The sequence below is a fragment of the Flavobacterium sp. genome, from assembly GCF_039595935.1.
GTDB lineage: Bacteria > Bacteroidota > Bacteroidia > Flavobacteriales > Flavobacteriaceae > Flavobacterium.
In genome coordinates this window covers 1,926,537-1,951,879 of record NZ_JBCNKR010000006.1, presented here as the reverse complement: position 1 = coordinate 1,951,879, position 25,343 = coordinate 1,926,537, and the positions used below count along the sequence as shown (strand labels likewise).

Genomic DNA, 25,343 nt, shown 5'->3' with positions numbered 1-25,343 from the left:
CCATGTATCTCAACTGCCACTCTTTTCACTCCCTGCGTTATGGAACCATACCGCTGGACGAGCTTGTGCCCCAGGCTGCAGCCTGCGGGGTCACCGCTATGGCACTTACCGATATTAATACGGTAACAGGAATTTACGATTTTATTAAGCACTGCGGCCAGGAAGGCATCAAACCTATTGTAGGGATGGAATTCCGCTCGGAATTTCAGTTCCGCTATATCGGGCTTGCACAAAACGCTGCAGGGCTCGCGCAGATGAACCGATTTTTGACTGCACATAATTTTGAAAAGAAGCCGCTTCCCCAAACTGCACCTTTTTTTTCGGATGTTTTCGTAATCTACCCTTTGGAAAATACGCCTGATGAGCTGCGCGATAATGAGTACATCGGTATTCGTCCCGACCAGCTGCAGAAGCTTGTGCTCTCGGAGTGGAGAAAGCGCACCGCAGATATGGTTATTCTCCAGCCGGTTACTTTCCGCACTAAAAAGGAATACAATCTGCACCGCATCCTGCGCGCTATTGACCGCAATGTAATTCTCTCCCGGCTTGAACCTAGGGATACCTGCAGCACTTCCGATAAGATGATGCCGCTTTTTGAGCTTCTGGAATTTTATAAAGAATATCCGCAGATCATCCAGAACACACAGAAAATTATTGATGCCTGCAATTTCAGCTATGATTTCCAGACTCCCAAAAATAAAAAATACTACACCAACAACAGAAAAAGCGATATAGACCTATTGACCTCTCTGGCAAAGCAGGGACTTGTATGGCGCTACGGCGCAAAAAACATACGGGCAAGGGAGAGAATGGAAAAGGAACTCAAGGTAATAAGCCAGCTGGAATTCAGCGGCTACTTTCTTATCACCTGGGATATCATCCGTTTCAGCAGCAGCCAGGGTTTTCTGCATATCGGCAGGGGAAGCGGCGCCAACAGCATCGTTGCCTACTGTCTTGGCATAACAGATATCTGTCCGCTGGAACTGGATCTGTATTTTGAGCGTTTTTTAAATGAAAACCGCAAAAGCCCGCCCGATTTTGATATCGACTGGAGCTGGAAGGAACGCGATGTAATTCTGGAATATATCTTTAACCGTTATACCTATGAACATGTGGCCTTCTGCGGTACCAATGTCGAATTTAAGTACCGTTCCATTTTCAGGGAAGTCGGAAAAGTATTCGGCCTTCCTAAAGAGGAACTCGATATGCTGGCTAAAAACCCGATGAAATTCCATGAGTCAAATTCAATTGTAAAATTCGTGCAGGAGTACGGAATGATGCTGGAGAAATATCCCAACCAGAGAAGCATGCATTCCTGCGGAATCCTGATTTCTGAAGAACCTATTACCAATTACACGCCCCTTGAAATGCCTCCAAAGGGATTTCCAATTGCGCTTTTTGATATGCATGTGGCAGAGGATATTGGCTTTGAAAAATTTGACATCCTGAGCCAGCGCGGCATCGGACATATTGATGAGAGCGTGAAACTGATAGAAAAAAACAGGGGGATACGTATCAACATCCGTGATACTTCGATATCGAAAAATGAAGCTGCCGCTAATTCCTATCTGGCACAAGGAAAAACAATCGGATGTTTCTACATTGAGAGCCCTGCCATGCGCGGACTGCTCAGAAGATTAAAATGTGACAATTATAAGACTCTTGTTGCTGCCTCCTCCATTATACGCCCTGGCGTGGCACAGTCCGGTATGATGAAGGAATACATTTTCCGCCATAACAATCCGTCAAAATTTGAATATTTCCATCCTGTATTCCAGGAGCAGCTTGGGGAGACCTACGGCATTATGGTGTATCAGGAGGATGTCATTAAAATTGCACTTCATTACGGCGGGCTTCCCGCTGCAGACGGCGACATTCTCCGCCGTGCCATGTCGGGAAAAGGGAGATCTAAAGCTGCACTGCAGAAAGTGAAAGAGAATTTCTTTGCCTGCTGTGAAAAGAAAGGACATCCGCGTCAGCTTAGTGAGGAAATATACCGCCAGATCGAATCCTTTGCCGGTTACTCCTTCTGTAAGGCGCACTCTGCCTCCTATGCGGTTGAAAGCTACCAGAGCCTTTACCTAAAGGTTCACTACCCTATAGAGTTTATGGTAGCGGTTATTAACAATCAGGGAGGTTTTTACCGTCTTGAAATATATGTGCATGAGGCAAGGATGGCAGGCGCCGTAATCCATAACCCATGCGTGAACAAAAGTACTTTTGAGACCACCCTTTATGGAAATGATGTATATCTTGGCTTTATGCACCTGATGAGCCTCGACTCTAAAATGGCGCAGTTTATAGAGTCTGAACGCAGCAGAAATGGGGATTTTATCTCCTTGGAAGACTTTATAAACCGCATCCCGATGGGAATAGAAAGCGTAAAGATCCTGATTTTCATAGGCGCATTCCGCTTTACCGGAAAAACTAAAAATCAGCTGCTGGTAATTGCAAGCCTGCTTTTAAATAATTTCAAACCGGAGAACAGGACACCGATGCTGCTGCAGGAACCGGTAAAAGAATATAACCTCCCGACTCTTGAAAGGTCATTATTTGAAGATGCATTTGATGAAATTGAGCTTCTGAGCTTTCCTGTTTCCTGTACGGTCTTTGACCTTCTCCAGACAAAACACCGCGGGGATATAAAAGTACGCGACCTTCCGTCCTGCCATAAAAAACAGGTCCGAATGCTTGCCTACTTGATTTCCACCAAACAGGTACCGACAAAAAAAGGCAATATGTATTTCGGCACCTGGATCGATAATGAAGGGGCATATTTTGACACGGCCCATTTTCCTGACTCGCTTGTGCAGTACCCATTTAAAGGAGGAGGCTGTTACCTGCTGCTTGGGACTGTGGATATTGATTACCATTTTCCAACCATTACCATTCATAAAATGGCAAAAATGCCGTTTATTCCCGATCCCCGTTATATGGATTCAAAAGACCAGTACAGGACACAGGAGCTTATCCGCGAAGATGTCAGCACGACCGAAAGGCTTCCCTATCCTCAGGAGCATGAAATCAATCTGCCAAGACATAAAATGAAGACATGATAACTTTATAACATTTACAGCCTGCTGCAATATAGCGCTTTAACTTATATTTTCTTAAATTTGATGGAAAGGCGCAGAAGCAAAGGTTAAAAAGTTGCCTATTTTAAAACCGAACATCTTACAGAAATAAATTATATCTTATGTGTTATTATACCCAGCAGATGTCAACAATAGACCAGGTAAAAAAAAGATTTCATATCGAAATTGATAACGAGGAAACTTTCCTGCAGACAGATTTCATAAATGGTTTTGCCTATCCCAACCTGCCGGTGATACTGGATATCAGGCCGGATCTTGTCACCACGAATTATACTTGGGGATTTCTTCCCCCATGGGCTAAAGATAAGGACTTCAGAAAAAATACGCTCAATGCAAGGATTGAGACTATTGATGAGAAAGCTTCCTTTAAGGACAGCCTTGAGAAACGCTGCCTTATAATTGCAACTGCCTATTACGAGTGGCGCTGGCACGATGAGAAAGGAAAATACAAACAGAAGTACCAGATCAATTCGCAGGAAGAGGAAATCTTTACTTTTGCTGGCCTTTACAATACATGGACTGAACCTTCAACCGGCCAGGAATTCAATACCTACACCATGCTTACCACAGAAGCAAACGAGGTAATGCAGTATGTGCATAACCATAAAAAAAGGATGCCGGTCCTTCTGAACAAAAATGACGAAGCATCCTGGCTTGACCATTCAGTGGCTGTCTCTGAATTTGCCTATCCCTATGAGGCCAAAATAATTGCATTGGAATCAAATTAAGCAGATATGCAGCACGATATAGATTATTTCAAAGGCGTAAGCAATCAGGAAATCCGCGAGCGGTTTAAGAAAGAGCTGTACTCGAAAACCGAATTTGTACAGTACAATGACCCGGATGATTTTTTCGATCCCGAGCAGGAATACGGCGATCATATTACACGGTGCATAGAAAGTGAAAAACAGTTTATAAAAGAAATAATCAGCAATTCTGCCGCTCAATACGGCGTGACACTGACCGGGGAAGAAATTGAAACAATCAGCAGGATTAAAAGAGAGCAGATATACAGTGAAGCCGGAACATTGATTGATGATTATATAGAGCAGGTCTCGGTAACGTATATTGATCCTGTGCGTGAATGCGATTACAAATTTCTGATGCAGCGGTGGCTGTGTAAAGGCCTTAAATATCTGCGCTCTCTGATCAGATAATGCCGTTTTTAACTCGCGGACTCCTATTCTGCATCTTTATCGAAAATCATGAAAGCTCTGCCTCAAACATTCAGTCATTTAGATAATTTTCCGACATCTTCTCCCTGCCATCTTATAGGTATATAGTAATGTCTTTTTCGTCTCTTCGGATTTCAGCACGGCATTCTTTAAGCATATTCAAAGCAAGCGTCTCCACCTGCAGTCCGTCCAGCCCTTCATATCCAATGGGATCTTCCGTATCGAAATGGATGTCTATAAAAGTAAGGTCACGGCTGGCCGCTTCCATATCGTGGCTTATGATATCACAGTGATTGTCAATTTCCCGCCCAAAATATTCTACCTGCGTCAGCCCGCGGTTGATAAGTGCGGATACAAAATCACTTGAAATACTTTCGGGCAGTACAGTTTTCACTGCCGATAAAACCAGAGTATGCTGTTCCATGACATTGTTTTTTTTGTTCAACACTCTAATTTACAAATTATTAAGCAAATTTTCTAAAAATCGTTAAACCAATTTGATTTTAAAACCCAATGACCTTCTTTTTATTAACGATGTGATTATTCCGCCGCATGAAAATTAAATAAAATCTCAAAATAGTCCTGTAAGTACATTGCACGTCATCTGCTTAATTTTAAGATGATTAATTATAAAATAACGACATCATGGAAAATATAAATAATTTCAGTGCTGAAGAACTGCAGAAGTGCCCATACCACAAAATGCTGAACGCACAGGAAAATGTAGGCGAAAATCAGAATGAAAATACAGGGGACTGGGGAGATATTGATGAAAGCGACCAGAACGGCACCAGCCCTCACCGCAATGAAAAAAACAGCGGTAATCCATCAGATGCAGGCTCAGGCAGAAACACAAACACCTGACTTTTTATAAAGCAGATTATTAATTCAAAAAACAGTTATCATGAGCGACGATTTAAACAAAAAAGGACAGCAGGACCGTTCACGCATTAATATGAACGAGGATCACGAGGTAGCCTACTGGACAGAAAAATTCAATGTCAGCAGGGAAGAACTGCAAAAGGCCGTGGACCAGGCAGGAAATTCTGCCGATGCTGTTGCGCAGGTGCTGCGCTCAAAATAGCACAAGACTGTACTTAATAAAAATCCCCGTCATATGCCATATATGTAACGGGGATTTTTTGTCTTTTGCTTCCAATACAGCTGCGGCGTTAAAGATCGCAGCTGGCTTCACATTTAATTTATTATTTAAAACAATGAAAATGGCAGGGAAAAAAACTTCAGATGGCAGTCAGGAGCTCAAAGCACTCCTGCAGGCCGGCACGCCCGCTGGAATGCCCGCAGGCATTAAGCCGATGCTGGCGACACTTGTAAATGAGCCCTTCGATGATCCCCAATGGATTTATGAAGTAAAATGGGACGGATACCGCTCGATCGCCTATATCAATAAGGGAGAGGTTTCACTTTCCTCCCGCAATAACAAACCCTTTACAGATAAATATTACCCGATCGCAAATGCATTAAAGCACTGGAAAAACAATGCTGTGCTGGACGGGGAAATTCTGGTAATCCAAGAGGATGGAAAAGCAGATTTCAGCGCCCTTCAGAACTGGCGCAGCGAAGCGGACGGCCACCTGGTCTTTTACGTTTTTGATATTCTCTGGTACAACGGCATAAACCTTATGGATCTGGAACTCTCCCAGCGCCAGGAGATCTTAAAAGATATACTCCCAAGTGATGACGACAGGATCCGCCTGAGCCAGCCTTTCAGCGGCGGGATCGACTTTTTTCAGACTGCCTCAAAAATGGGGCTTGAGGGCATTATGGCCAAAAGGAAAGATTCACTATATATCCCTGACAGTCGAAACAGGCAGTGGCTTAAAATCAAGGCAAACAAAAGACAGGAAGTCGTTATTGCAGGATATACCAAAAATGATTCTTCGTCCAAGCTTTTCAGCTCGCTCCTGCTGGGTGTCTACCAAAAGGGACAGCTCGTATACACGGGCAAAGTCGGGACGGGATTTACCGATAAGATGCAGAGGGAAATGATGGACCAGTTCAAACCGCTTATAACCAAAACAATACCTTTTGCATCGGAGCCGGATATAAACAAGCCCTCACGTTTCCGCCCCAACCCGCCGCATGCCAAGGCGGTCTGGCTTAAACCTGTTCTGGTCTGCGAGGTCAGTTATGCCGAGATCACCTCTGACGGGGTTTTCCGCCACCCTTCTTTCGAAGGCATGCGAATCGATAAAAAAGCAGTTGATGTCGCACTTGAAAAAGAAGACTCTGCTTCATCGATCGTTAGGGATGGTAAAACCAGCAGGAAGAAGTCTGTCTCCTCGCCTCTTACAGCACCCGGGAAATCTTCGCGCGGCACTCTGCTGAACCCGTCAGAGGAAACGCAGACCAAGAAAATTAAAGGCCATAATCTCACCTTTTCCCACTTAAGCAAAATCTATTGGCCTGAGGACGGTTTCACTAAACGCGACATGTTCAATTACTATTATCAGGCGGCAGAATATATCCTTCCTTATCTCAAAGACCGCCCACTATCGCTGAACCGCTTTCCAGGCGGTATCCACGGCAAAAGCTTCTACCAGAAAGATGTCAAAGGAAAAGCGCCCGAATGGGCAGATACCTTTCCCTACACCACAAGTGACGCGGAAAGCAAGGAATTTCTTGTCGGCGGCGACGAAAAAACGCTTTTGTATATGGCATCGCTCGGCTGCATTGAAATGAACCCATGGTTCAGCCGCATCCAGCATCCTGATAATCCCGATTACTGCGTAATTGACCTTGACCCGGACCAGAATACTTTCGAACAGGTCATCCGCGCTGCCTGCGAGGTTAAAAATATACTCGATACGCTGGATATCACGGGTTATGTGAAGACATCGGGCTCAACAGGAATTCATATTTATATACCGCTGGGCGCCAAATACAGCTACGACCAGTCGCAGATGTTCGCAAAGATGATCGTATCGATCGTGCATTCACAGCTTCCGGACTTCACAAGCCTCGAGCGCCAGATTAAAAACCGCAACGGAAAGATGTACCTTGATTTTCTGCAGAACCGTCCGGGCGCAACCATTGCATGTCCTTATTCCCTTCGTCCGAAAATTGGCGCAACGGTCTCAATGCCCCTGCATTGGGAGGAGATTAAAAAAGGGCTGGCCATGAAAGATTTCACCATAGAAAATTCCATTGCCCGCATGAGGGCTGAAGGCGATATTTTTAAAGGATCGCTGCAAAAAGGAATTAACATGAAAAAAGCGGTGGCAAAAGCCCAGAGCATCTTTTTTTGAATTTCCTGTCCTGTTAAGTTCGAACAGATAAAAAATGCACTTTAATAAATAAAAAAATTAGTTATGACCACAGCCTACTTTCTTACCGGATCATTTAATGACCACGATAACGATTTTGAGCTCAAAGTTACAATTGCAAAATCGGAAACCTCGGGACAGCCGGATACGTATCAGGCTGTGCTTACCGATCTTGCCGACACCAGTAAATATCTCTGGGCGGCCTCGCAGCCTACATTTTTAAAGTGCCTTGATGCAATGGAAGAATTTCTTGCCGGCAATTTTATAGTGCTTTACAGCAAAATACTCACCTCGGCGAACCGTGACCCGCTGATCGACAAGGAACTGAAAGGGTTTATTTTAAACCATCTGGAATATTAGCAGGCGTTGCTGCTCTAAGAAACAGCTGCCTTCAGCTGACTGCTCGCTGCACAGATTCGTATACCATCAAGATGTAAAATATGAGTTTGTGCTTTTCTTACTCCATGTAATTTAAAGTTTTGAATTAAAGCTCCACTAAAATATCACATCAGTCAAGGATGCCTTTTCCAAATATCTTCTCTATTTGGAATATATAATTGTTCAATATCGGCGTTGACAGGAAAAAGCGGCTCACTGCTGCAGCTTTTGCATCCTGCTTCTGATTGTCAAACGAACTTTCAAGAAGCACCGTATAATCTGTGAGCTGGCTCTCATCCAGAATTTTGCGCAGATTCCTTTCGGTATTAACATACGATTTCAGCATTGGAAAATCATTGTTATTATCCGCTTCATACCTTTCAATTCCAGATTTTACTTCAAGGAACTCTTTTCGGAACAGATCCAAAAGTTCCGCCATATTATGCCCGTAAAAGATATTGGGTATCAGTCCGGCTTTATAATTTGCATAATGCTCCTGCGAGGACATCGTGTTCTCAAGGTACTTTTCAAAGGTCTGGATCCTGAATATATAATCTATTTCGAAGATATTACGGTCCTGATAATCTATATTCATACGGCTAAGAATTTAATGTTACTTATAAAAATAGCTAAATTTTTTATTGCAGTCAACTAAATCCGCAATTCCTGCAGTCTGCACCAGGACATCTAGAACTTTTCCACTAACGAGTTTCCCAAACTATTAAAATTTCCTTCTGCCCGCTTTTAGGGCATTGCCTTAGATTTTCATTCGAAACGGGTTAAAAGGGCAGCCAAGATAGTGTCCCCCCCCGGACGCTGCATGCGCATAACGGCTTCGTTTCACTCCTCCGCCCTTCGGGACTTATAGCACTCCGCATCCTCAAGCGGTCACTTGATTCTTGCTTTCTTTTTTCCCGTTTTTTCTTTTGAAAATAATTTTTGGGAGAGGGAGAAAGAGACTTGAAAATTTTACTCACTTAAATTTTAAAATTATGGAAATTATTGGACGACTTACTAGAGATGCCGTAGTGGCAAAAGTAAACTCAGAAAGACAGGTGGTTAATTTCTCAATCGCCGTAAACGACAGCTACAGACTAAAAAACAGCACTGAGGTCAAAAAAATTGTAACCTACATCGACTGTTCCTACTGGCTCTCCACAGGAGTGGCGCAGTATCTTAAAAAAGGAACTGCTGTTGAACTTTTCGGGCGAATCGGTCTGAATGTATATATCGGTAATGATTCGCAGGCGCACGGAAGCCTGACCTTTCATACCTCTAACATCAAGATTATTGCCTTTGTCAGCGATAATCCCTCAGCACCTAAGCAAAATAATGCAGTATCAAACAAAGCTGAAAAAGACTCCGACGACCTGCCTTTCTAAACCTTTTGAGATAAATGAACAAGCCTAAAGAATATGAATTATGAAAGCACTGGAAAAATCAGCATACGCCCACTACGGAGTAAGTAAGACATTTAATAAAATAATCCTGTTAGAATTGGATGTCTATGACGGAACTAAAAAAGAACAGCTCAAATCCTTTATAGAGGACTTGCAGAACGGAGGATGCATCAGCGGTATGATCGGCGAATTTATTTACCATGTTGACTGCAAATCATTTTACAAAAAACATCTTGATGATTTGGAAGAAATAAGGGATGAACTAGAAAATTCACTGGGCGAATGTATCAAGAACCGCCACCGTCTGCCCCACTACACTTTTATGTGCTGGCTCTGCTTTGAGGAATACTGCTTTGACATCTACAGAAGCACATTTGAAAAATAGCCGATAACCCTAAAAAACATCAGTTATGAAAGGTTCAGAAAAATTCCAAACAAGGATAGAAGATTTCCTGAAAGAGAAATCCCAGTCGGATTCCGCTTTTGCGCCCATGCTTGAAAAGGCTTCCAAGAATGTCGAAAACTGTCTTAAATACATCATCTCCGAAGTAAAAAAGACAGGCGAATGCGCCTTTGACGGCAGTGAGATTTTTGATCTGGCGGTAACATACTACACCGATGACACTATCGGAAATATTCCCGAAATCAGATGCAGAGTGACGACAAATCAGTCTAAGGAGGCTGATTTGTTCTCCGCTCCCGCTCCCATTGCAGAAAACCCTGTGCAGAAAAATTCTGCCGTTTCTGTTCCTGCAAAGCTAATCCCGCTACAGCAGACCGAAAAACCAGTACAGACAGCCTTAACACTTTTTGACCTATGATACCTAAAACAATAATAGAAAAACAGATTACGGCGCTGAGTGCTTCACTTGCACCTGTGCCTAATGAATTTATTGCATGGGCGGAGAAATCCATTTTCCTAAAATGGGGTGTACTGTCAAGGGGAAAATTCCACTGTCTTGACTGTTCTCACACTTGGAAGCCCGACAGCGCCAAAGCTGAATGCCAGAACTATATTAAATGCGCAGGATGCAGGGGAAAACTGAAAATGCAGCCTTATAACAAAACGCATTTCAAGGAAATTGAATACTCAGCGGTTTTGGACACGGCGGGAGATTTTCAGGTCGTGCGCATCATCTGTTCCCACAAGCAGATGAAGAAAGGTATTGCACCGACCTACTTCCATAAGGAGGTTATGCAGCATTGGATTAGCTTCAAGGGAGACGTTCGCACAATGTCGCTTTCTGTCAATGTTTTTTCTCAGGCTTACGACCAGTGGAAATATTATTCTTCGCTTGAAATAAGACCAAAGGATTTTCAGAACTCGCCAAAGTACCGAATAGCCCCTTACAGGGTTTATCCGAAATTAAAAGTTATCAGCTCTCTTAAACGGAATGGTTTTAAAACTTCGCTCCACAATATCGCTCCGCAGATACTTTTTTCTGCGCTTCTGAAAGATTCTTTAGCGGAAACCCTTTTGAAAGCTTCGCAGATTTCAATGCTGACCTACTATTTGACTTCCTCTGAACAGCACCTGAAACAGAACTGGCAGGCAGTAAAGACCTGTCTTAAAAACAATTATAGGATTTCCAATTATAGGATTTGGGAGGATTACATAGACCTTTTAAGATGGTTTAAAAAAGACCTCAGCTGCGCTTTATACGTCTGTCCCGACGGCCTTAGTGAATCGCATGACAGGCTTGTCCTAAAAAAAAGAGCCATTCAGCGCAGAAAATACCTCATAGAGATGCGCTCGGAAATACTCGAAGCACAGAGTGTTTATGCCGAGGACAAAAAGGATTTTTTCGGTCTTTGTTTCTCTGAAAAAAACCTGACCGTCTCGGTAATCGAAAATGTACGGGACTTCATGGAAGAGGGGGATAATCTGCACCACTGCGTTTTTACCAACGAGTATTACAAGAAAAGAAACTCGCTTATATTGTCGGCAAAAGTGGACGGCCAGTCTGTTGAAACTATTGAAGTATCGCTTAAAAACATGGAAATCATCCAGTGCAGAGGCATGAAAAACAATGCTTCCACTCACCATAAGCAGATACTAACTCTTATGAACAGAAACTTGTATCAGATTAAAGAAAGGGTTAAAAAAAGAAAAGCTAAATCGTTCTTGTGAAAGCCGGCTGTATGCCGGTTTTTTTTTGGCGGAGCAGACACTTATAGGAAAGTGAAGTTGTTTATGATTATTAGCTTTTTCACTGTAATTTCAAAAATTAGGATGGTTTAAACAAGCCTGAAAAAGCAGAGCAGATGTATATATCTGATAAAATATCAAACAAGAGTATTTTTTTCATACATTTAGCTATATAAACATTACTATACTATATGCCTGAGAAATCTAATGACTTTTTCAATTTAATCTTAAGAATTCTGTCTGAAAACCATGCTGGAAGTTTTTCTTTAGAAGAACTCACCAAGCTTGTTTTCGCCAATTTTGGAAATTATAGCAATATTGATATTGAAGAAGCTTTCGACGAACGTCAGAGGGAGTCCATAATTTTAGATCAATTAATAAAACTGGATGATCTTGGTCTGGTGTTTTTAAATCCCGAAACGGACAACAGTTCTATAACAGCAGCAGGACAAATTAAAGCCGCTACCGCGCAGCGCAATAGTATATTTTAATGACCTTGTCCATAAGAACCTCGTGCTTTCAGATTGGGAATAATTTTTCAGTCTCCAAAATTTATTCACTATATTCAATGGTGTCTTACTGATAGATTAAAAATGCTGACACTTAAAAATCTCGCTCAGCACAAATAAATTTAAAGTACACTTTTTTGAAGTTATTAATTCAACAATTAGAGATTACCTAGTATTTGTAAGTTCTTCAAAAAAAACTAGGCGGAACCATTGTATCCGTAAAACAAAAAGTCCTAAAAATACAGCCAAAAATATACGAACACTGCAATGATTTATAAAAAGTAATATTTACAAAACTTTTCTTATCTTAGTCTTCAACTTGCATAAACATATTTATTAACGAGATGATAATAATCTAGGCATGTCAATACCCGAAGCACAATTACAAACCTGGTCAAACTTAGGCGCGACAGTTTCATCTGCTACTACATACAACTCTATAAAAACTTGTATTGAAGGTCATACATGGAAAGATGATATTAGTTTCAATATATATTTGCAAGGATCTTATCGTAACTCTACGAATATCAGGGGAGATAGTGATGTTGATGTTGTTGTTGAATTTTCCACGATATTTTACTCCAATAAGGATGAATTAAGTTGGCAGCAGCGACAGGATTTTAATGAATGTTATTCTGATGGGAAATATTCATTGACTTCTTTTACAAATGCTATTATTGAAAGATTAAAAGATTATTATGGGGATGCTTATGTAAAGGTCGGTAATAATTCAATTAAAATACTTGCTAATTCAGGAAGGTTAGATTGTGATGTCATTTGTTGTGCTGAATATAGAGAATACAGAAGTTTTAGTAAAATTAACACGACCAATTATGCCAAAGGCATAGTCTTTTGGACCAATGAAACAGATGAAAAGGTTGTGAATTTTCCTAAAATACATTTTGATAATGGTACCTTAAAAAATCAAGTTTGTAATTCTAATTATAAATCTACAATAAGGATAATTAAAAACATAAAGGCAAAACTTGTAAATAGTGCTACAATTCAGAGTTCACTTGCTCCTTCATATTTTATTGAAGGATTAATGTTTAATATGCCTGACAGTAATTTTCAGAAGACCAGCCACTATGCAAGAGTTTTAGCAGTATTAAATACATTCTACAATTATTCTGATTCTCAATTAGAAGAGCTAGTATGTCAAAACAAACAACGTAATCTGTTTGGAAATACGAATCAGCAATGGAGTGTTGTTGATTGTAAAATTTTTAGAAATCAATTAATTAAATTTTGGAATGATTTTCAATAAACTATGAGCTATGAATATATTGGTATTAGATGGCGGAGGATCTAAAGGAGTATATACTATAGGAGTTTTAAAAGAACTTGAATTGAGACTTGGTAAACCCTTATATGAATTTTTTGACCTAATTTATGGAACAAGTACTGGCTCGATAATCGCAGCTTTAATCGGTATAGGATATTCAATAAACGAAATTCAAGTGCTCTATTTAGAACTTATACCGACAATAATGAGAAATAGAAGTAAAGCAGCAAAAAGCAAAGCTCTTGAAATAGAAGCGAAAAAAATTTTTGGCGACAAAAAATTCGATGCATTTAAAACTGATGTTGGAATTGTAGCTTTAAATTTTGATACTCAAATGCCATTGATCTTCAAAACAAATATTAAACAAGCTCATGGAATGAAACAGTCTTTTATTCCAGGCTTTGGTTGCAGTATTGAAACCGCAATTCGTTGTTCGAGTGCAGCATATCCATTTTTCAATAAAGTGAAAATTGAAACGGAAAATCATGGAGAAATTGAAGTAGTGGACGGAGGATTTATCGCAAACAATTCAACCTTGTATGCAATGATTGATGCATACAAATCGATAGGAATCAATGAGCAGGATATCCACATTTTAAATATTGGCGTAGGACATTACATCGAAAATACATCAGGCATAATTTCGAGACTTTTAAAAAAAATAGGGATTTTTAACTTTTTTGAGCGAGTTTTGAATGCCAGTACAAACAGTAACACCATTGTTTCTAAATTATTGTTTCCAAATTTAGACATGGTGAGGATTAGTGAGTCTTTTCCAGAACCTAAACATGGAACAAATATGTTTGAGTACGACTTGAAAAAGTTAAATAAAATGATTCAGCTTGGAAGAGCTTCATATGCCAAATATGAAAAAGAAATTTTAAAACTCTTAAACATTCCATAAATATGTTATTCTTAGAAAATAAGCAGAAATATTATTAAACTTTCGCTATTCGACAGTCTTCAAATAATGCCAGTACACCTTCTATCTTTTTTGCACAGTTTTTATACTAGCAGACTAATTATTCAAACAATTTTTGGAAGAAATTTCGTTTTTCATCACTACTTTCAGATATTTTTTTCTACATTCTTCGTGATTATTATTGTTTATCTTCAGTTTTAAAATTAATCATAATATCTTGTCTTTTGGACCAATCGCAAAGGGGCCAACCTTGCGTTTCAAAAAAGTCGCCAATTTTATTTTCATTGGTCAAGCATATATGCTGAATATTAATTAATAATTCACTTAAATTAATCGAAATTGTTTGCCTTTTATCCACCGTTTGTAACGTGATTGAGCTAATTTCATTACTAATTTCATCATTTTCAGGTATCTGAAAAGTTAAATTAAAACCATAAGCAATACCACTCACAAGCGTTTTTGGCGTTAAAACTCCTGTATTTAAATTTTTATGATACCAAACCAAAATTCCATAGAAAGGTGATCTGTTTTCATACATTGACTCATCAATTCGTTCATGCAAATGTTGAATTGTATTTCTAAATGCATTTACCACTAAAATGCTTTCAAGAATTTTATGATTACTTTCCGAGGGAAGTTTTTGAAACAATTTAATTAGTCTAGAACTATGATCAATAATCCCCCATGCACGTGAGAAAATTTCGGATGTCTTTTCTTTAACAAAATCTTCTTGCGATAACTCATGAAGCTTATTTTCTAACAATGTATAATCTACTTCTAACATTTCAAACGTAATTCGAATTGCGTCGAAAATCAGTCTTTGATATTCATCCATTTGCAAAGGAAGCATTTTAAAAGGTGACCTTTCAGAAAGTATTTTCATATTTAATTAGTTATTTTTCATAATTAATTCTATAAAATCATTTAAAAAACCTTTAAGTGCTTATTGTATCCTCATATCATATTTATTATTGTCTCTCAAAAATTGCTTTAATTCAGGATGAAAAGCCACAACTTTTTTGTCAATATAGTTCTGGATAAAGGGGGCAATTTCATATTGACAATCTTCAGGAGGAGTCAGACCACATTCCAAATGATCAATCATGTCAGTTGAAGCTATTAACGGGGCTTCAGTCATAATTATAAGAACCAAAAACAAAGTAATTATATAGGATGTTCTGATATTTATATTTTTTAGGTATATATCTAGATTTTGATTATATTCTTTTATTAAATTGTGAGATGTAAACTGAATTCCATTGTTATGAACATAGTCATTAAGTCTAGCTCTTAATGTCTCCCAATAATGCTCCAAATTATAATTTTCAAGTGTTTTAGTTATGTCTTCATTTTGCTTCAAATATTTCATATAATTTTCAAAGCTTAATTTCATTTTGGTTTTGTTGGGAAGTTCCGAAACTGTATTACTAAGCCATGCTTCAACTGCTTTTTCGTTTTCGGTGAGAATGGAATCAAATTTTAAATCTAATATTGAATTTGTTCGCTTATTTGCAACATCCAAAATATAAATATATAGGATTAAATCATCTCTTAGTTTCCTAATCAAGGTATTTGCATCGGCAAAACTCCCAATTGAACAACACAATTTAATACTCTTTAATGTCTGGACTGAATTATCTAACAACGTTGTACCAATGTTGTAAATTTTTTTATCCGTAAAAAAGGAAATCATTCTCCCACTAAAACATATGAGATTAGAAAAATTATCAAGAAAATTAATATTACCATTAAATTCTTCAATAAAAATTTCAAATGATTTTGTATTTCCAACTATGTTTTCATTAAAATTCATTTTATATTTTTTTTTGTCATTGTAATGAACTCAATCCCTTACAATTAAATTTTTAAAAACTGTTATCAATAATATGCTTAAAAAATCTCTCACACATCAGTTGAGTTTTAGAATGTATCAAGTAAACTTTGAATAACATTAACGGATTTTTTATCATGAATTAGGGTATTAAAACATTTTGTGCAAATGAAATTTTCAATTTGATAAAATAATTCTAAATCCGCTCTTTCAATTTGATTATTATGTTTGCAAACAGGACATTTAAACATTAAATGATTGTAAAAATGCTTTAAAATTTTTTCATTCTTTTTTTTACTTGAAATATTAGCAAACTCAGTAAAAAACAAGTACGCAATTATTCGACGAAACTCTTTTATAACTTTAACTTGTTTGTTTTTGTCATCCTGTAAGAAATTAAAAGCTATTTCATCGATGACGGAAACTGTATAGAATAATAAATTAGGTACAACAAAATAATAATTTGCAAAATATTTATTCATATCCTCTTTTATAGAAAAAACAAAATTTAGATTTTGCTCAGCGGTTTTGTAATTTTTATCTTTTGTAACAATATGCAAAGCTTGGTTAGTAGAGCTATTTATTCCTGACTCAAAGGATTTGTTATACCTTAAATCATAAATTAAGTCGACATCATAAAAATAATTAAATCTAATCTTACTTATAGCTTTCTCAATAATTTCTTTTTTATCAATTTTTGGATTACTTGGATCATATTTTTCTGGATTACCATCATGAAAAAATCGTTTAACAAAATCCGTTCGATCTACCAATAATTGTTCTAAAATAAATAATTCATCCAAAAAAGGTTTTCTTAAAAGAGAATATGCTACAGTCATTTTTCCTCTTTTAGCACAATGTAATGACTCAAATAAGAAATTTATTAGATCGGATGTTACAGCTAAAAAAATATGTTTTGAAATTATCAATTCAATTTCATGGTCTAAATTATTTGCCTTTAAATAATCTAGCGCATGAATATCTCCCGCATTTAACTCATCAATAAATTTTTGATGTTCTTTTGTTATAATTTCAGTTTTAAGAAGATTTTTATAATTTTTCTCTATATAAATTTCTGTAAGTTGGTCGTATATTATTGCACATAAATCATTTATTTTTTGATGTTTTTTTGATATAAAAACTTCTTCTCCCTCTTCAATGGATAATGTTAATCGCATAATATATCTCTTTTAGTATTTATTTAAGTGTCAAGTTTATCGTTACTACTCAAATCTATTTTCCTCTGCAAACTAGCAACTAAATGTTTATCATTAACTTGAGAATGCAAAAAATTGATACTTTCTTTGCTATGCTCTTCTTTAGGGTTTCTTTTTCCACCGTAAATACCTATTTGCTTATTAAATTGATCATCTTCAATACTAGCAAGTATTAACCTGATTTCTTCACAAATTAAGACGTATTCAATCGACAACTCTCCAATATCTCTTGTTTTTAAATCTGAAATAATATAGCGATGTACCATTCTATTGCGATCACTATATAAATATTCTAATCTATCAAATATATCTTGATTTATAATTACTAGCTCTTTAGCCAGCTTATAGATATGTCTTTCAAATATGGGTTTATCATTTTCTTCTTGATATAATAATTTAATATCAATTTCATTTGTGTTCGATATTAATTGTTTTTTCATAACAATTGCTAAACGCAAATAAGCATCAATTTGATTTGCTGTTATTATTATTATTTCAATTTCAGATTTGTTTTTATAGGCTATATGTAATAAATCAAAAGATGCCGCAAGAGAGGACATAAATTTTTCATATTTATCAATCGCAATAGCTTCGACTTTCCTTTCAGATGACAATAATTGAAGTGTTTGTAAAGCTTTCTTTACTTTAACCAACTCTTCTGAAATTTTTTCTAACTTTTCATCTTTTGTTTGATAAATATACTTTGCCATAAACAAATGATCTTCAACCACAGCATAAAACAAGTGCATATTGAATCCGCCTCCATCCATTCTCGTTTGAAAAAAATTAAGATTGTCCTTATTGCATTTTTGCTTCTTTAAATTTTTAGGAATACTTTTTTCATTTTCATGATAGATGCTAATTTGAAAACAACCCACAGTCTCTTCATAAAGCTCGAAACTAAACGGAGGTTCTTCTTTTTCTCCAACAGCAACATTTTTATACTGCCATTCCACTGGTAATGCTATAATAAATTTCCCTTCTGGGTGAGTAAAGTGTTTTATCATTGAAAATTATTAATTGAAGAAGAAACAAAGTATTTTTAAATATTAAAGTTTATTCAAAAAATCTTTTTTTAAAGAGTTTGATTAAACATAAAATAAATATAGTCAAATTTCCCACAATGATATAAAAATAGAATCTTCATGTTTACGAAATTTTAAGACCGATTCTAAGTTTATTTATATTATAAATAAATAAAAAAAAGACTGATTTTAAAAATCAGTCTTTATTACTTAGGGGGACGAATAAATCTTACTAAAGCAAAGTAGAGGAAGTACCCGAACCCCTTTCTGTATGTTTAATTATTTTTTCTACTTTTATACAAAAGTAATACAATAATGATTAAATGCAAAATATAGATCTTCAATACCCAACTAATAATTTAGAAAAATTGTTTATAGAAAAATCTGTTGAATCCTTATATCAAAATACAATAGATAGTTATAGACTTCGATTGCATAATCCAAAAACATTAATTGAAGAATTAATCACTGTAACTCAATCATCAATAAACGGAATCCTAACTAATAATGATTACGTCAATTATACTTCCAAAGAATTAAAGAAAATTTTAAATGATAACAATGACGAATTAAAATTTATAAAGATTAACAAAAAACATTACACTGGTATTTTAGAAAGAGCTGAGAGAAAAAATTACAAGTTAATTATACAATCAAGTAAATTAATTTTAAAAGATAATCAAGAATACTGCTCCAATATATTCGAAAAAATTAAATTAATAACAGGATCAAATTCTAACTTTTTTGATGAAGAAGGCAATTTTATTGAATCTCAAAAAAAGGTATTTGATAATTTAAAAAAGGACTTGATTGTCTTAGTCGATTACCTCTATATTGAATTACTAAGTAAAGGTTTTACAAAACAGTATCTTTACAAAACATTTCAGAGTATATTTATTTACAATATCAATACGCCAACATTCTCAGATAAAATGGCTGTTTTTAAGTCAATAATAGACAAAGTAGATGAAAATTTCACTGTTATATTTTTAATTAATGATAATTCATTTCAATTTTTAGAATTAAAAAAAATTGACAATTCTTATAATTTAATTGATAAAAAATATAGAAGAATCAACAAAACTAAAATTTCAGATGAAGTTTATAATTTTTTAGAAAAAAACAAAGAAAAAATCCTTATATCTATTAATTTCAAAAGTAAAGATTATTTCAAAGCAATTCAATTAGGGATAAACAAGTTATCTAAAGATTTAGATATTTATCATCTCGGATATAACAATAAGCATTTCAAAATTGATGCACAATGCGCCACAATTGGAGAAAAAGAACCTTTGAAAGCATCCATTAGTCCTAGCAATTTTCAAATTGATGGTTACTTTAAGAGCGATTCTGATGTTTTCGCAGATCTGTTGCAAAAAATAACTACTATAAAAACCAAAAATATTGATCCTGAAAGTTTTGACAAAATCCTTAGTGCTATTAGATATTACAGAACTGGAAGTGAATCACCTGAACTTGAAACAAAATTGTTAAATTATTGGATTGGACTGGAATTTATTTTTACTTCTTTCAATTCTGACGAAAAAACTATTGATAGAATAAGAAACTACTTCCCTAAGTGTCACAGTTTAATCTATGTAAAACGCAACTTATATGATTTTCATAGATCTTTGAGAAGACTTGGATTAAAACCCAATATTACAAATTACAATGATGATCTAAAATATTTCATTGATCACAAAAGTTATAACTCAATCAATGATAACACTAATTCTGAGCTACTTAAATTTAGAACTGCTTTTTTTAAGAAATGGCATGAAGAGCCAAATAAAATTGAAGATGTTTTAAAAAAACACCAAGATAATCTAATATGGAACATCACCAGGTTATATCGTATCAGAAATGAAATAGTTCATAACGCCGCAATAAAAAATGGAATCCACACACACATCGCGCATCTAAAATATTATTTATCCTTTACATTAAATTCAATTTTAAATTTTATGTCTGATGTTAATGTTGATGTTAATAATGATGGAAAGGTATCGATTGATGACTATTTTATTACACAAGAAATTATATTGGGTGCTTTGAAAGGAGAAAAATTAGAAAAATTCTTAGAGATTGACAATCCCAATGAAATTTTTCAATAAAATTCAATTAACAATAAAGACTCAATCAACTCTTTTTAAGATAAACTGAAACATGATACAATTTGATATATATAGAGATGCTACAAAAGAAATTTATGCTGATGATATACCTGAATTTTGCGCTTCTGAATACTGGGGGAATTTAAGCAACAAGGTTCATTTTGTATTCAGTAGGTTAGATTATCTTAACGATATTTTAGTTTCTATATGTGAAAAAGTGGAACTATATAAAACTAATTTAAAACAAAGAAATGGATTAAATAACAAAAAGACGGTTATTACCCCTTATATTGAGATAATACATGTTATGTCAGATTTGCGAATGATAATCGATGAATTAATAGCTTTGTTGTATATAGTTGAAAAAAGAAAAGATTTGGGAGACTACCCAACAAAAATAGAATTAGAAAGCATTGGTAAGTTATTAGGCAAATGGAATGAGAATAAATTTGAAGAAGTGAGTTTTTTTCTTGATTATAAAACCCTTTTAAAAAACGTAAATGACATTACAAATACTTACAAGCACTCATTCATTAATGATCATGTACTATTCTATAGACAACTTGAAAAACCTACAGTTTACGCTATAAGAAACTTTAATTCGGAATTTGATAAACAAAAAAATAAATTACTTACCGTACCATTAGAGAATATAATAAACGATTTTAATATAATGTTTAAAAATTATATTTCATTATTAAAAGAAATGACAAATGAACAAATTGTAATTGATTACGAGAACAAGAAGAAAAATTCAAATAAGTGAAAAATTCAAAAATCCCCATTGAATAACGATAAAAAAACTATAATTAAGCCCTGAAATCAATACGTTATTTAATATTTCAAATATTATCGGTAAATCTTGCGGTAGTGAAAAAAATAAAAAAACTTAAAAATCAATAATATACTGGAAATACCATTAAAGAGTTTCCTCAAACGCATTCATATAAGGTCTGAGATCAAGGTACATTTGTCTGGTATCCTCGCCTTTGTCTTTTTCTGTCAGAAAATTAAAGCCTAGTTTTGTATAAAAATCTAGCGATTCACTGTATGCATCAACGGTAATTAGCTGACATGCGCAACTACTGTTTTGTTCCAGTGCTAAATTGATAACATAGTTAACAAGACCTCTGCCTATTCCTTTTCTCGTTTTTTTTGTATGTTTACAAACAGCTAAACGACCTATTTTAATTGCAGGGAACTGCCTTAAATGTCTCTTTGGATGGTCGATTATTTTTTTTACAGTTCTTTCTAATGCACTCTTTGACGCAAAGTTCTTTTCCTGAACGGCCAAGGCATCATTATATATGCTAAGATATGCTATAGTCTTTTCTTCGCTTTCAAGTATATATGTTGTTGCAAGCAATTCTTTTTTGTAAGCAATAGCTTTGTTAGAAAGAAAACTATTTAAATCTTCATCACCACATTCAAAAGGAAGAATATTAGTAGCAGAATTCAGCTTAGAAAATTTGAAACCAGTAAACGGCATTAGTTCACCTTTAGAAGTTCTTTTAGTTTTTGAGCATCAGTTCTAACTGAATTCAAAGCTGACGCACTAATTTTCTTATCTTGATTTAAATCAATAGATTTGTAAAAGGTAACGGCTTCTTTACCTCTTAATACGGGAGTATTTTTGATTGGCTTTGCCATTGTGTAGTGCTTTTGATTAAAAAATGAGTTTGTTGTCTATATACGTAAATTTAGATATACGTATATTTACGGAAAACCGTATTATTTAAGTATTTTCGACTTCGCAAATATAAAAATGTTAAGTTACCGTTAATCGTTAAAAATTAATTTAGAACAAATCTAAATAAGATACTGCATGTTATAATAATAGGTGAGCAAAAACAATACCTTTACTTGTATTGTTAATGTTAATATTTTGCAAAATATATATCGTCCAACAATTATAGATCCACTCTTACTTTAAAGATACAAATTTATTATTAATTTTTTACGCAAATCTATATTAAATTTTGGTTTAACAAGTACGTAGAAACACCTGTTTTTTTTTGGTTTACATAAAATTCGGTGGTGCGAGCAGTACAAAATTAATATAATTTGTTTTGGGTCAAAATATCGAAATTATTAAAAATTATTTTAAATAATAAGTATTGTTCGAGAACTTACGGAGTAGTTCGATCATCAAAATTTATATGAAATCAATTTGATCTTCTTAAAATCTCAATATTCAAGGTAGATATTCGCTTTTTTTACTTTATTAAAGCTATATTTTCTCAACGAAATTGATTAAAATTTCGGGGTACACTTTTTTTCCGTGCCTACTCTTAAATAACATATTAAATCGAGTATTTACTAGTGTTTTTAATAATTTAAAGCGGAACCTCTTCCTCCGCACTATAAAACCACACATTATCATAAATTACTTAAAAACAAATAGTTACAATCTACCACAGCAAACTTGGTAAATCATTTCAAAGAACAACCAATAATCAGCAAAACCAAAACCTGCTGAGTCGATGTTCAAATTGGCTGCAGAATACCATTTGTTTTTTCTACCCGTTTAAATATCGGAAAATATATTAAACCAAAAATTTAAATAAATTCGAAAAACATCCATTATTTATCGCTCAAAAAACTATATTCGTTTTTCCAAACGAAGCATTCATAGCAATTAAAGTAAAACCGCTCAATTCGATCATCCCTTTTAAATGTTCAATTAGTCCTTCTTTTAATTCATTTTTATTGATCATATAAGCAGCTTAAAGTTTTCATTGCGCATTTGAAAAAAGGGTTTTTATTTTTTGTCCGGGTCAGCAAAAATACAGCATAAACCCTATGTCCGATAACTTCCTGCATAATTTTAAAAAATAGATTATCTGCTGAACTTTGATTAGAAAATCTAAATTTATAAATTTAATTATCCAGCTTCAAACCCACCCTCAAGCCATCTGAGAAAATCACTGGCTTTTGCCTTGCTGATTATAATAATCTCCGGTACTTCAGCGGATAACTTAGCTACCAGTTTTCTTGAAAAATACCGCTCTACTGATTCAACAGCATCCCTGTTAATGAGGAACTGGCGGTTTGCTCTGTAAAACTGCTGATGGCTAATAGTACCTTCCACCTCATCTAAACTGGAGGCCATAAAATAGCGCTGGCTGTTTAATGTGGTAATCTTTACCACATTTTTCTTATCAAGGTAAAAAAAAGCTATATCATTTACTTTTAAAGGTACAATTCTTTCACGCTGTTCAACCAGAAGTGTTATTTTATAATTAGACTTCATCTGCTGTCCAAGTGCACTTATAGTGCGGGCTGCTTTTTCCGGTTCAAAGGCTTCCTGCATAAGTCTGAATTTCTGCAGAGCTGCCTCTACACTCTGAACCGAGACAGGTTTCAAAATGTAGCTTACTGCGTTGACATCAAATGCCTCCATCATATAACTGTCAAAAGCAGTGCAAAATATAACAGGACTCTTGACGGAAATTTTATTGAATATTTCAAAACATAAACCATCAGCCAGCTGGATATCAGAGAATATAAGATCTGGGTGCGGGTTGTTATTAAGGTACAGCAGGCTTTCCTCAACGCTGTCGATAATTGCTAAAATCTCGATATCAAAGCCCTTAAAGCAAAGAAGGATTCTCTGCAGTTCCTTGGCCGTTTTTATTTCATCTTCTATAATTAGTATTTTCATGGTCTTATAATTGGGAGCATTACAGTAAACTCATTGGCATTGTTTATTATATGTATATCACGGCTAAACAGCAAATTATAACGCTGCATGATATTATCCAGACCAATTCCTGTAGAATGCTGCACTGAAATCTTAGGCTGAAAATTATTGGATACAACCAAAAATTCTTCATCCTTAATGTAAATATCAATCTTAAGGGGTCTTGCCATGGAGGCAATATTATGCTTGATTGCATTTTCGATCAGAAGCTGCAGCGTTAAAGGAGGCAGAACTGTCTTTTTCATATTTTCATCTACGTTTATACAGATCATAATAGCATTTTCCATTCTTGTCTTTAAAATATAAAGATATGATTCGATAAATTTAAGCTCTTCTTTCAATGAAGCTTTATTTTTCTTTTCGTAGAGTACAACATACCGGTATACATTGGCTAATTCCAATACATAATTTTTTACATTTTCTTCCCGGGTCAGTGTACTGAGTGTACTGAGTGTGTTGAATAGGAAATGCGGGCTCAGCTGTTCCTTTAAAGAAGACAGATTAGCTTCCAATTGCGCCTGTTTCAATTTTGCAATTTCTATTGCATACTGCTGTTTTTCGCGCAGGATATGTGTATAATACAAAATAAAATAATACAGGCAGCTAAGGAGTTCTGCTCTCAAAAGCATCCCAAAATATTTTTTAGGACCTTGCATCTGATAAGAGAATTGATTAAATAAGATAATTCTATCTGAAAAAAAACCGCAGATCAGATCAAATCCAAAAATTAAAAAACCAGCTGCCATAATGCTCAGCGCAGCATATCTTTTCTGCTTATTGTCAAATTTTAATTGATTGTTCCTTTTTAAAAGGGAGCTGTGGATCAGCCAGCATAAAAAGCAATATAAAAATGTAAATGTCACAACAAGCAGTGTGTCATTCCATCGAATCTCATCCATTCTGATAAGAAACAATGAGAATGCTATCATGGAGAAAAGAATAGATGAAAGCACTCCGAGTTTCCAGTCAATCTTTTGGAACTGCATGTTTTTTTTCACATTTAAAATTAAGGGCATAACAGTTTCTATTTTTTATTTTAAAAACACTTTAACTATTACAAATTTATAACATTACTCCCGCCCTGCTCCCGTGGCAGTCTTAAAACAGGCAAAATGAATTCTCAACCAACCAAAACCAATCTCGAAAAGAACACAGCGTTAATCTTGAGCTTTATCTGAAATCTTCAGGGTCTCTGAGCATGATTTTCACTAAACTATATCCCGCCCGCTTCACTTCAAAATTTGCCCGTTTAG

At 35.4% G+C, this 25,343-nt stretch carries 27 protein-coding genes; 16 read left to right on the top strand and 11 right to left on the bottom strand.

From position 1 onward, the window contains the following. The first annotated feature begins 2 nt into the window (after positions 1–2). From dnaE to ABDW27_RS18110, 3 genes are all read left to right on the top strand, one after another. The gene (gene dnaE / locus ABDW27_RS18120) at positions 3–3,056 is read left to right on the top strand and encodes a DNA polymerase III subunit alpha (protein WP_343697160.1); all 3,054 of its coding nucleotides are present in this window, start codon (positions 3–5) and stop codon (positions 3,054–3,056) included. 140 nt (positions 3,057–3,196) lie between these two features. Continuing rightward, entirely contained in the window at positions 3,197–3,823 is a 627-nt protein-coding gene (locus tag ABDW27_RS18115) for an SOS response-associated peptidase (protein ID WP_343697159.1), read from the top strand. 6 nt (positions 3,824–3,829) lie between these two features. Next, complete coding sequence (locus tag ABDW27_RS18110; protein WP_343697158.1) at positions 3,830–4,252, top strand: hypothetical protein; 423 nt, start codon at positions 3,830–3,832, stop codon at positions 4,250–4,252. Between the two features lie 112 nt (positions 4,253–4,364). Here ABDW27_RS18110 and ABDW27_RS18105 read toward each other — a convergent pair whose 3' ends face one another. Next, positions 4,365–4,694 carry a hypothetical protein gene (locus ABDW27_RS18105; protein ID WP_343697157.1) on the bottom strand — a complete coding sequence of 110 codons (330 nt, stop codon included), beginning with the start codon at positions 4,692–4,694 and terminating at the stop codon, positions 4,365–4,367. A 221-nt stretch (positions 4,695–4,915) separates the two neighbouring features. Here ABDW27_RS18105 and ABDW27_RS18100 point away from each other — a divergent pair, with 221 nt between their 5' ends. The 4 genes from ABDW27_RS18100 (at position 4,916) to ABDW27_RS18085 (ending at position 7,917) form a co-directional block, all read left to right on the top strand. Beyond that, the gene (locus tag ABDW27_RS18100) at positions 4,916–5,134 is read left to right on the top strand and encodes a hypothetical protein (RefSeq protein WP_343697156.1); all 219 of its coding nucleotides are present in this window, start codon (positions 4,916–4,918) and stop codon (positions 5,132–5,134) included. A 40-nt stretch (positions 5,135–5,174) separates the two neighbouring features. Continuing rightward, a complete protein-coding gene (locus ABDW27_RS18095) occupies positions 5,175–5,354 on the top strand; it encodes a DUF3606 domain-containing protein (RefSeq protein ID WP_257683728.1) in 180 nt (59 codons plus the stop codon). Positions 5,355–5,493: 139 nt separating this feature from the next. Beyond that, positions 5,494–7,539, top strand: a complete 2,046-nt coding sequence (gene ligD / locus ABDW27_RS18090; RefSeq protein ID WP_343697155.1) for a DNA ligase D — start codon at positions 5,494–5,496, stop codon at positions 7,537–7,539. 63 nt (positions 7,540–7,602) lie between these two features. Then, complete coding sequence (locus ABDW27_RS18085) at positions 7,603–7,917, top strand: hypothetical protein (protein ID WP_343697154.1); 315 nt, start codon at positions 7,603–7,605, stop codon at positions 7,915–7,917. 148 nt (positions 7,918–8,065) lie between these two features. Here the strand turns inward: ABDW27_RS18085 and ABDW27_RS18080 are convergent, their stop codons facing one another. After that, positions 8,066–8,530, bottom strand: coding sequence for a hypothetical protein (locus ABDW27_RS18080; protein ID WP_343697153.1), 465 nt, complete (start codon positions 8,528–8,530; stop codon positions 8,066–8,068). A 397-nt stretch (positions 8,531–8,927) separates the two neighbouring features. Here ABDW27_RS18080 and ABDW27_RS18075 point away from each other — a divergent pair, with 397 nt between their 5' ends. The 7 genes from ABDW27_RS18075 (at position 8,928) to ABDW27_RS18045 (ending at position 14,182) form a co-directional block, all read left to right on the top strand. Next, positions 8,928–9,317, top strand: coding sequence for a single-stranded DNA-binding protein (locus tag ABDW27_RS18075; protein ID WP_343697152.1), 390 nt, complete (start codon positions 8,928–8,930; stop codon positions 9,315–9,317). 40 nt (positions 9,318–9,357) lie between these two features. Further along, the gene (locus ABDW27_RS18070) at positions 9,358–9,720 is read left to right on the top strand and encodes a hypothetical protein (RefSeq protein ID WP_343697151.1); all 363 of its coding nucleotides are present in this window, start codon (positions 9,358–9,360) and stop codon (positions 9,718–9,720) included. Positions 9,721–9,745: 25 nt separating this feature from the next. After that, positions 9,746–10,156: a Cas9 inhibitor AcrIIA9 family protein gene (locus ABDW27_RS18065; RefSeq protein ID WP_343697150.1), complete on the top strand. Its 411-nt coding sequence runs from the start codon at positions 9,746–9,748 to the stop codon at positions 10,154–10,156. Further along, positions 10,153–11,466, top strand: a complete 1,314-nt coding sequence (locus tag ABDW27_RS18060; protein ID WP_343697149.1) for a PcfJ domain-containing protein — start codon at positions 10,153–10,155, stop codon at positions 11,464–11,466. Before ABDW27_RS18065 ends, ABDW27_RS18060 begins: the two co-directional genes overlap by 4 nt. Positions 11,467–11,675: 209 nt before the next feature. After that, entirely contained in the window at positions 11,676–11,975 is a 300-nt protein-coding gene (locus ABDW27_RS18055; RefSeq protein WP_343697148.1) for a hypothetical protein, read from the top strand. A gap of 379 nt (positions 11,976–12,354) precedes the next feature. Continuing rightward, positions 12,355–13,260 carry a nucleotidyltransferase gene (locus tag ABDW27_RS18050; RefSeq protein WP_343697147.1) on the top strand — a complete coding sequence of 302 codons (906 nt, stop codon included), beginning with the start codon at positions 12,355–12,357 and terminating at the stop codon, positions 13,258–13,260. Positions 13,261–13,270: 10 nt separating this feature from the next. Further along, positions 13,271–14,182, top strand: a complete 912-nt coding sequence (locus ABDW27_RS18045) for a patatin-like phospholipase family protein (RefSeq protein WP_343697146.1) — start codon at positions 13,271–13,273, stop codon at positions 14,180–14,182. A gap of 196 nt (positions 14,183–14,378) precedes the next feature. On the opposite strand, the gene ABDW27_RS18040 is transcribed toward ABDW27_RS18045, so the two are convergent. The 4 genes from ABDW27_RS18040 to ABDW27_RS18025 all read right to left on the bottom strand — a co-directional run bounded on the left by ABDW27_RS18040 (position 14,379) and on the right by ABDW27_RS18025 (position 18,255). Then, on the bottom strand, positions 14,379–15,083 hold the full coding sequence (locus ABDW27_RS18040) for a hypothetical protein (protein WP_343697145.1): 705 nt from the start codon (positions 15,081–15,083) through the stop codon (positions 14,379–14,381). A 60-nt stretch (positions 15,084–15,143) separates the two neighbouring features. Then, the gene (locus ABDW27_RS18035; protein WP_343697144.1) at positions 15,144–16,013 is read right to left on the bottom strand and encodes a DUF5677 domain-containing protein; all 870 of its coding nucleotides are present in this window, start codon (positions 16,011–16,013) and stop codon (positions 15,144–15,146) included. A gap of 107 nt (positions 16,014–16,120) precedes the next feature. Continuing rightward, the gene (locus ABDW27_RS18030) at positions 16,121–17,209 is read right to left on the bottom strand and encodes a hypothetical protein (RefSeq protein WP_343697143.1); all 1,089 of its coding nucleotides are present in this window, start codon (positions 17,207–17,209) and stop codon (positions 16,121–16,123) included. A gap of 23 nt (positions 17,210–17,232) precedes the next feature. Next, the gene (locus tag ABDW27_RS18025) at positions 17,233–18,255 is read right to left on the bottom strand and encodes a hypothetical protein (RefSeq protein ID WP_343697142.1); all 1,023 of its coding nucleotides are present in this window, start codon (positions 18,253–18,255) and stop codon (positions 17,233–17,235) included. Positions 18,256–18,596: 341 nt separating this feature from the next. On the opposite strand from ABDW27_RS18025, the gene ABDW27_RS18020 reads away from it, so the two are divergent. Both ABDW27_RS18020 and ABDW27_RS18015 read left to right on the top strand, forming a co-directional pair. Beyond that, positions 18,597–20,387 carry a hypothetical protein gene (locus ABDW27_RS18020; RefSeq protein WP_343697141.1) on the top strand — a complete coding sequence of 597 codons (1,791 nt, stop codon included), beginning with the start codon at positions 18,597–18,599 and terminating at the stop codon, positions 20,385–20,387. Positions 20,388–20,439: 52 nt separating this feature from the next. Further along, positions 20,440–21,153: a hypothetical protein gene (locus ABDW27_RS18015; RefSeq protein WP_343697140.1), complete on the top strand. Its 714-nt coding sequence runs from the start codon at positions 20,440–20,442 to the stop codon at positions 21,151–21,153. Positions 21,154–21,306: 153 nt separating this feature from the next. On the opposite strand, the gene ABDW27_RS18010 is transcribed toward ABDW27_RS18015, so the two are convergent. From ABDW27_RS18010 to ABDW27_RS17990, 5 genes are all read right to left on the bottom strand, one after another. Beyond that, entirely contained in the window at positions 21,307–21,876 is a 570-nt protein-coding gene (locus ABDW27_RS18010; RefSeq protein ID WP_343697139.1) for a GNAT family N-acetyltransferase, read from the bottom strand. Continuing rightward, on the bottom strand, positions 21,876–22,037 hold the full coding sequence (locus tag ABDW27_RS18005) for a hypothetical protein (RefSeq protein WP_166669327.1): 162 nt from the start codon (positions 22,035–22,037) through the stop codon (positions 21,876–21,878). The genes ABDW27_RS18010 and ABDW27_RS18005 overlap by 1 nt, the downstream gene beginning before the upstream one ends. A 944-nt stretch (positions 22,038–22,981) precedes the next feature. Beyond that, complete coding sequence (locus ABDW27_RS18000) at positions 22,982–23,104, bottom strand: hypothetical protein (RefSeq protein WP_257683708.1); 123 nt, start codon at positions 23,102–23,104, stop codon at positions 22,982–22,984. Positions 23,105–23,271: 167 nt separating this feature from the next. Continuing rightward, on the bottom strand, positions 23,272–24,051 hold the full coding sequence (locus tag ABDW27_RS17995) for a LytTR family DNA-binding domain-containing protein (RefSeq protein ID WP_276174747.1): 780 nt from the start codon (positions 24,049–24,051) through the stop codon (positions 23,272–23,274). Beyond that, entirely contained in the window at positions 24,048–25,106 is a 1,059-nt protein-coding gene (locus ABDW27_RS17990; protein ID WP_343697138.1) for a histidine kinase, read from the bottom strand. Before ABDW27_RS17990 ends, ABDW27_RS17995 begins: the two co-directional genes overlap by 4 nt. Positions 25,107–25,343 lie beyond the last annotated feature (237 nt).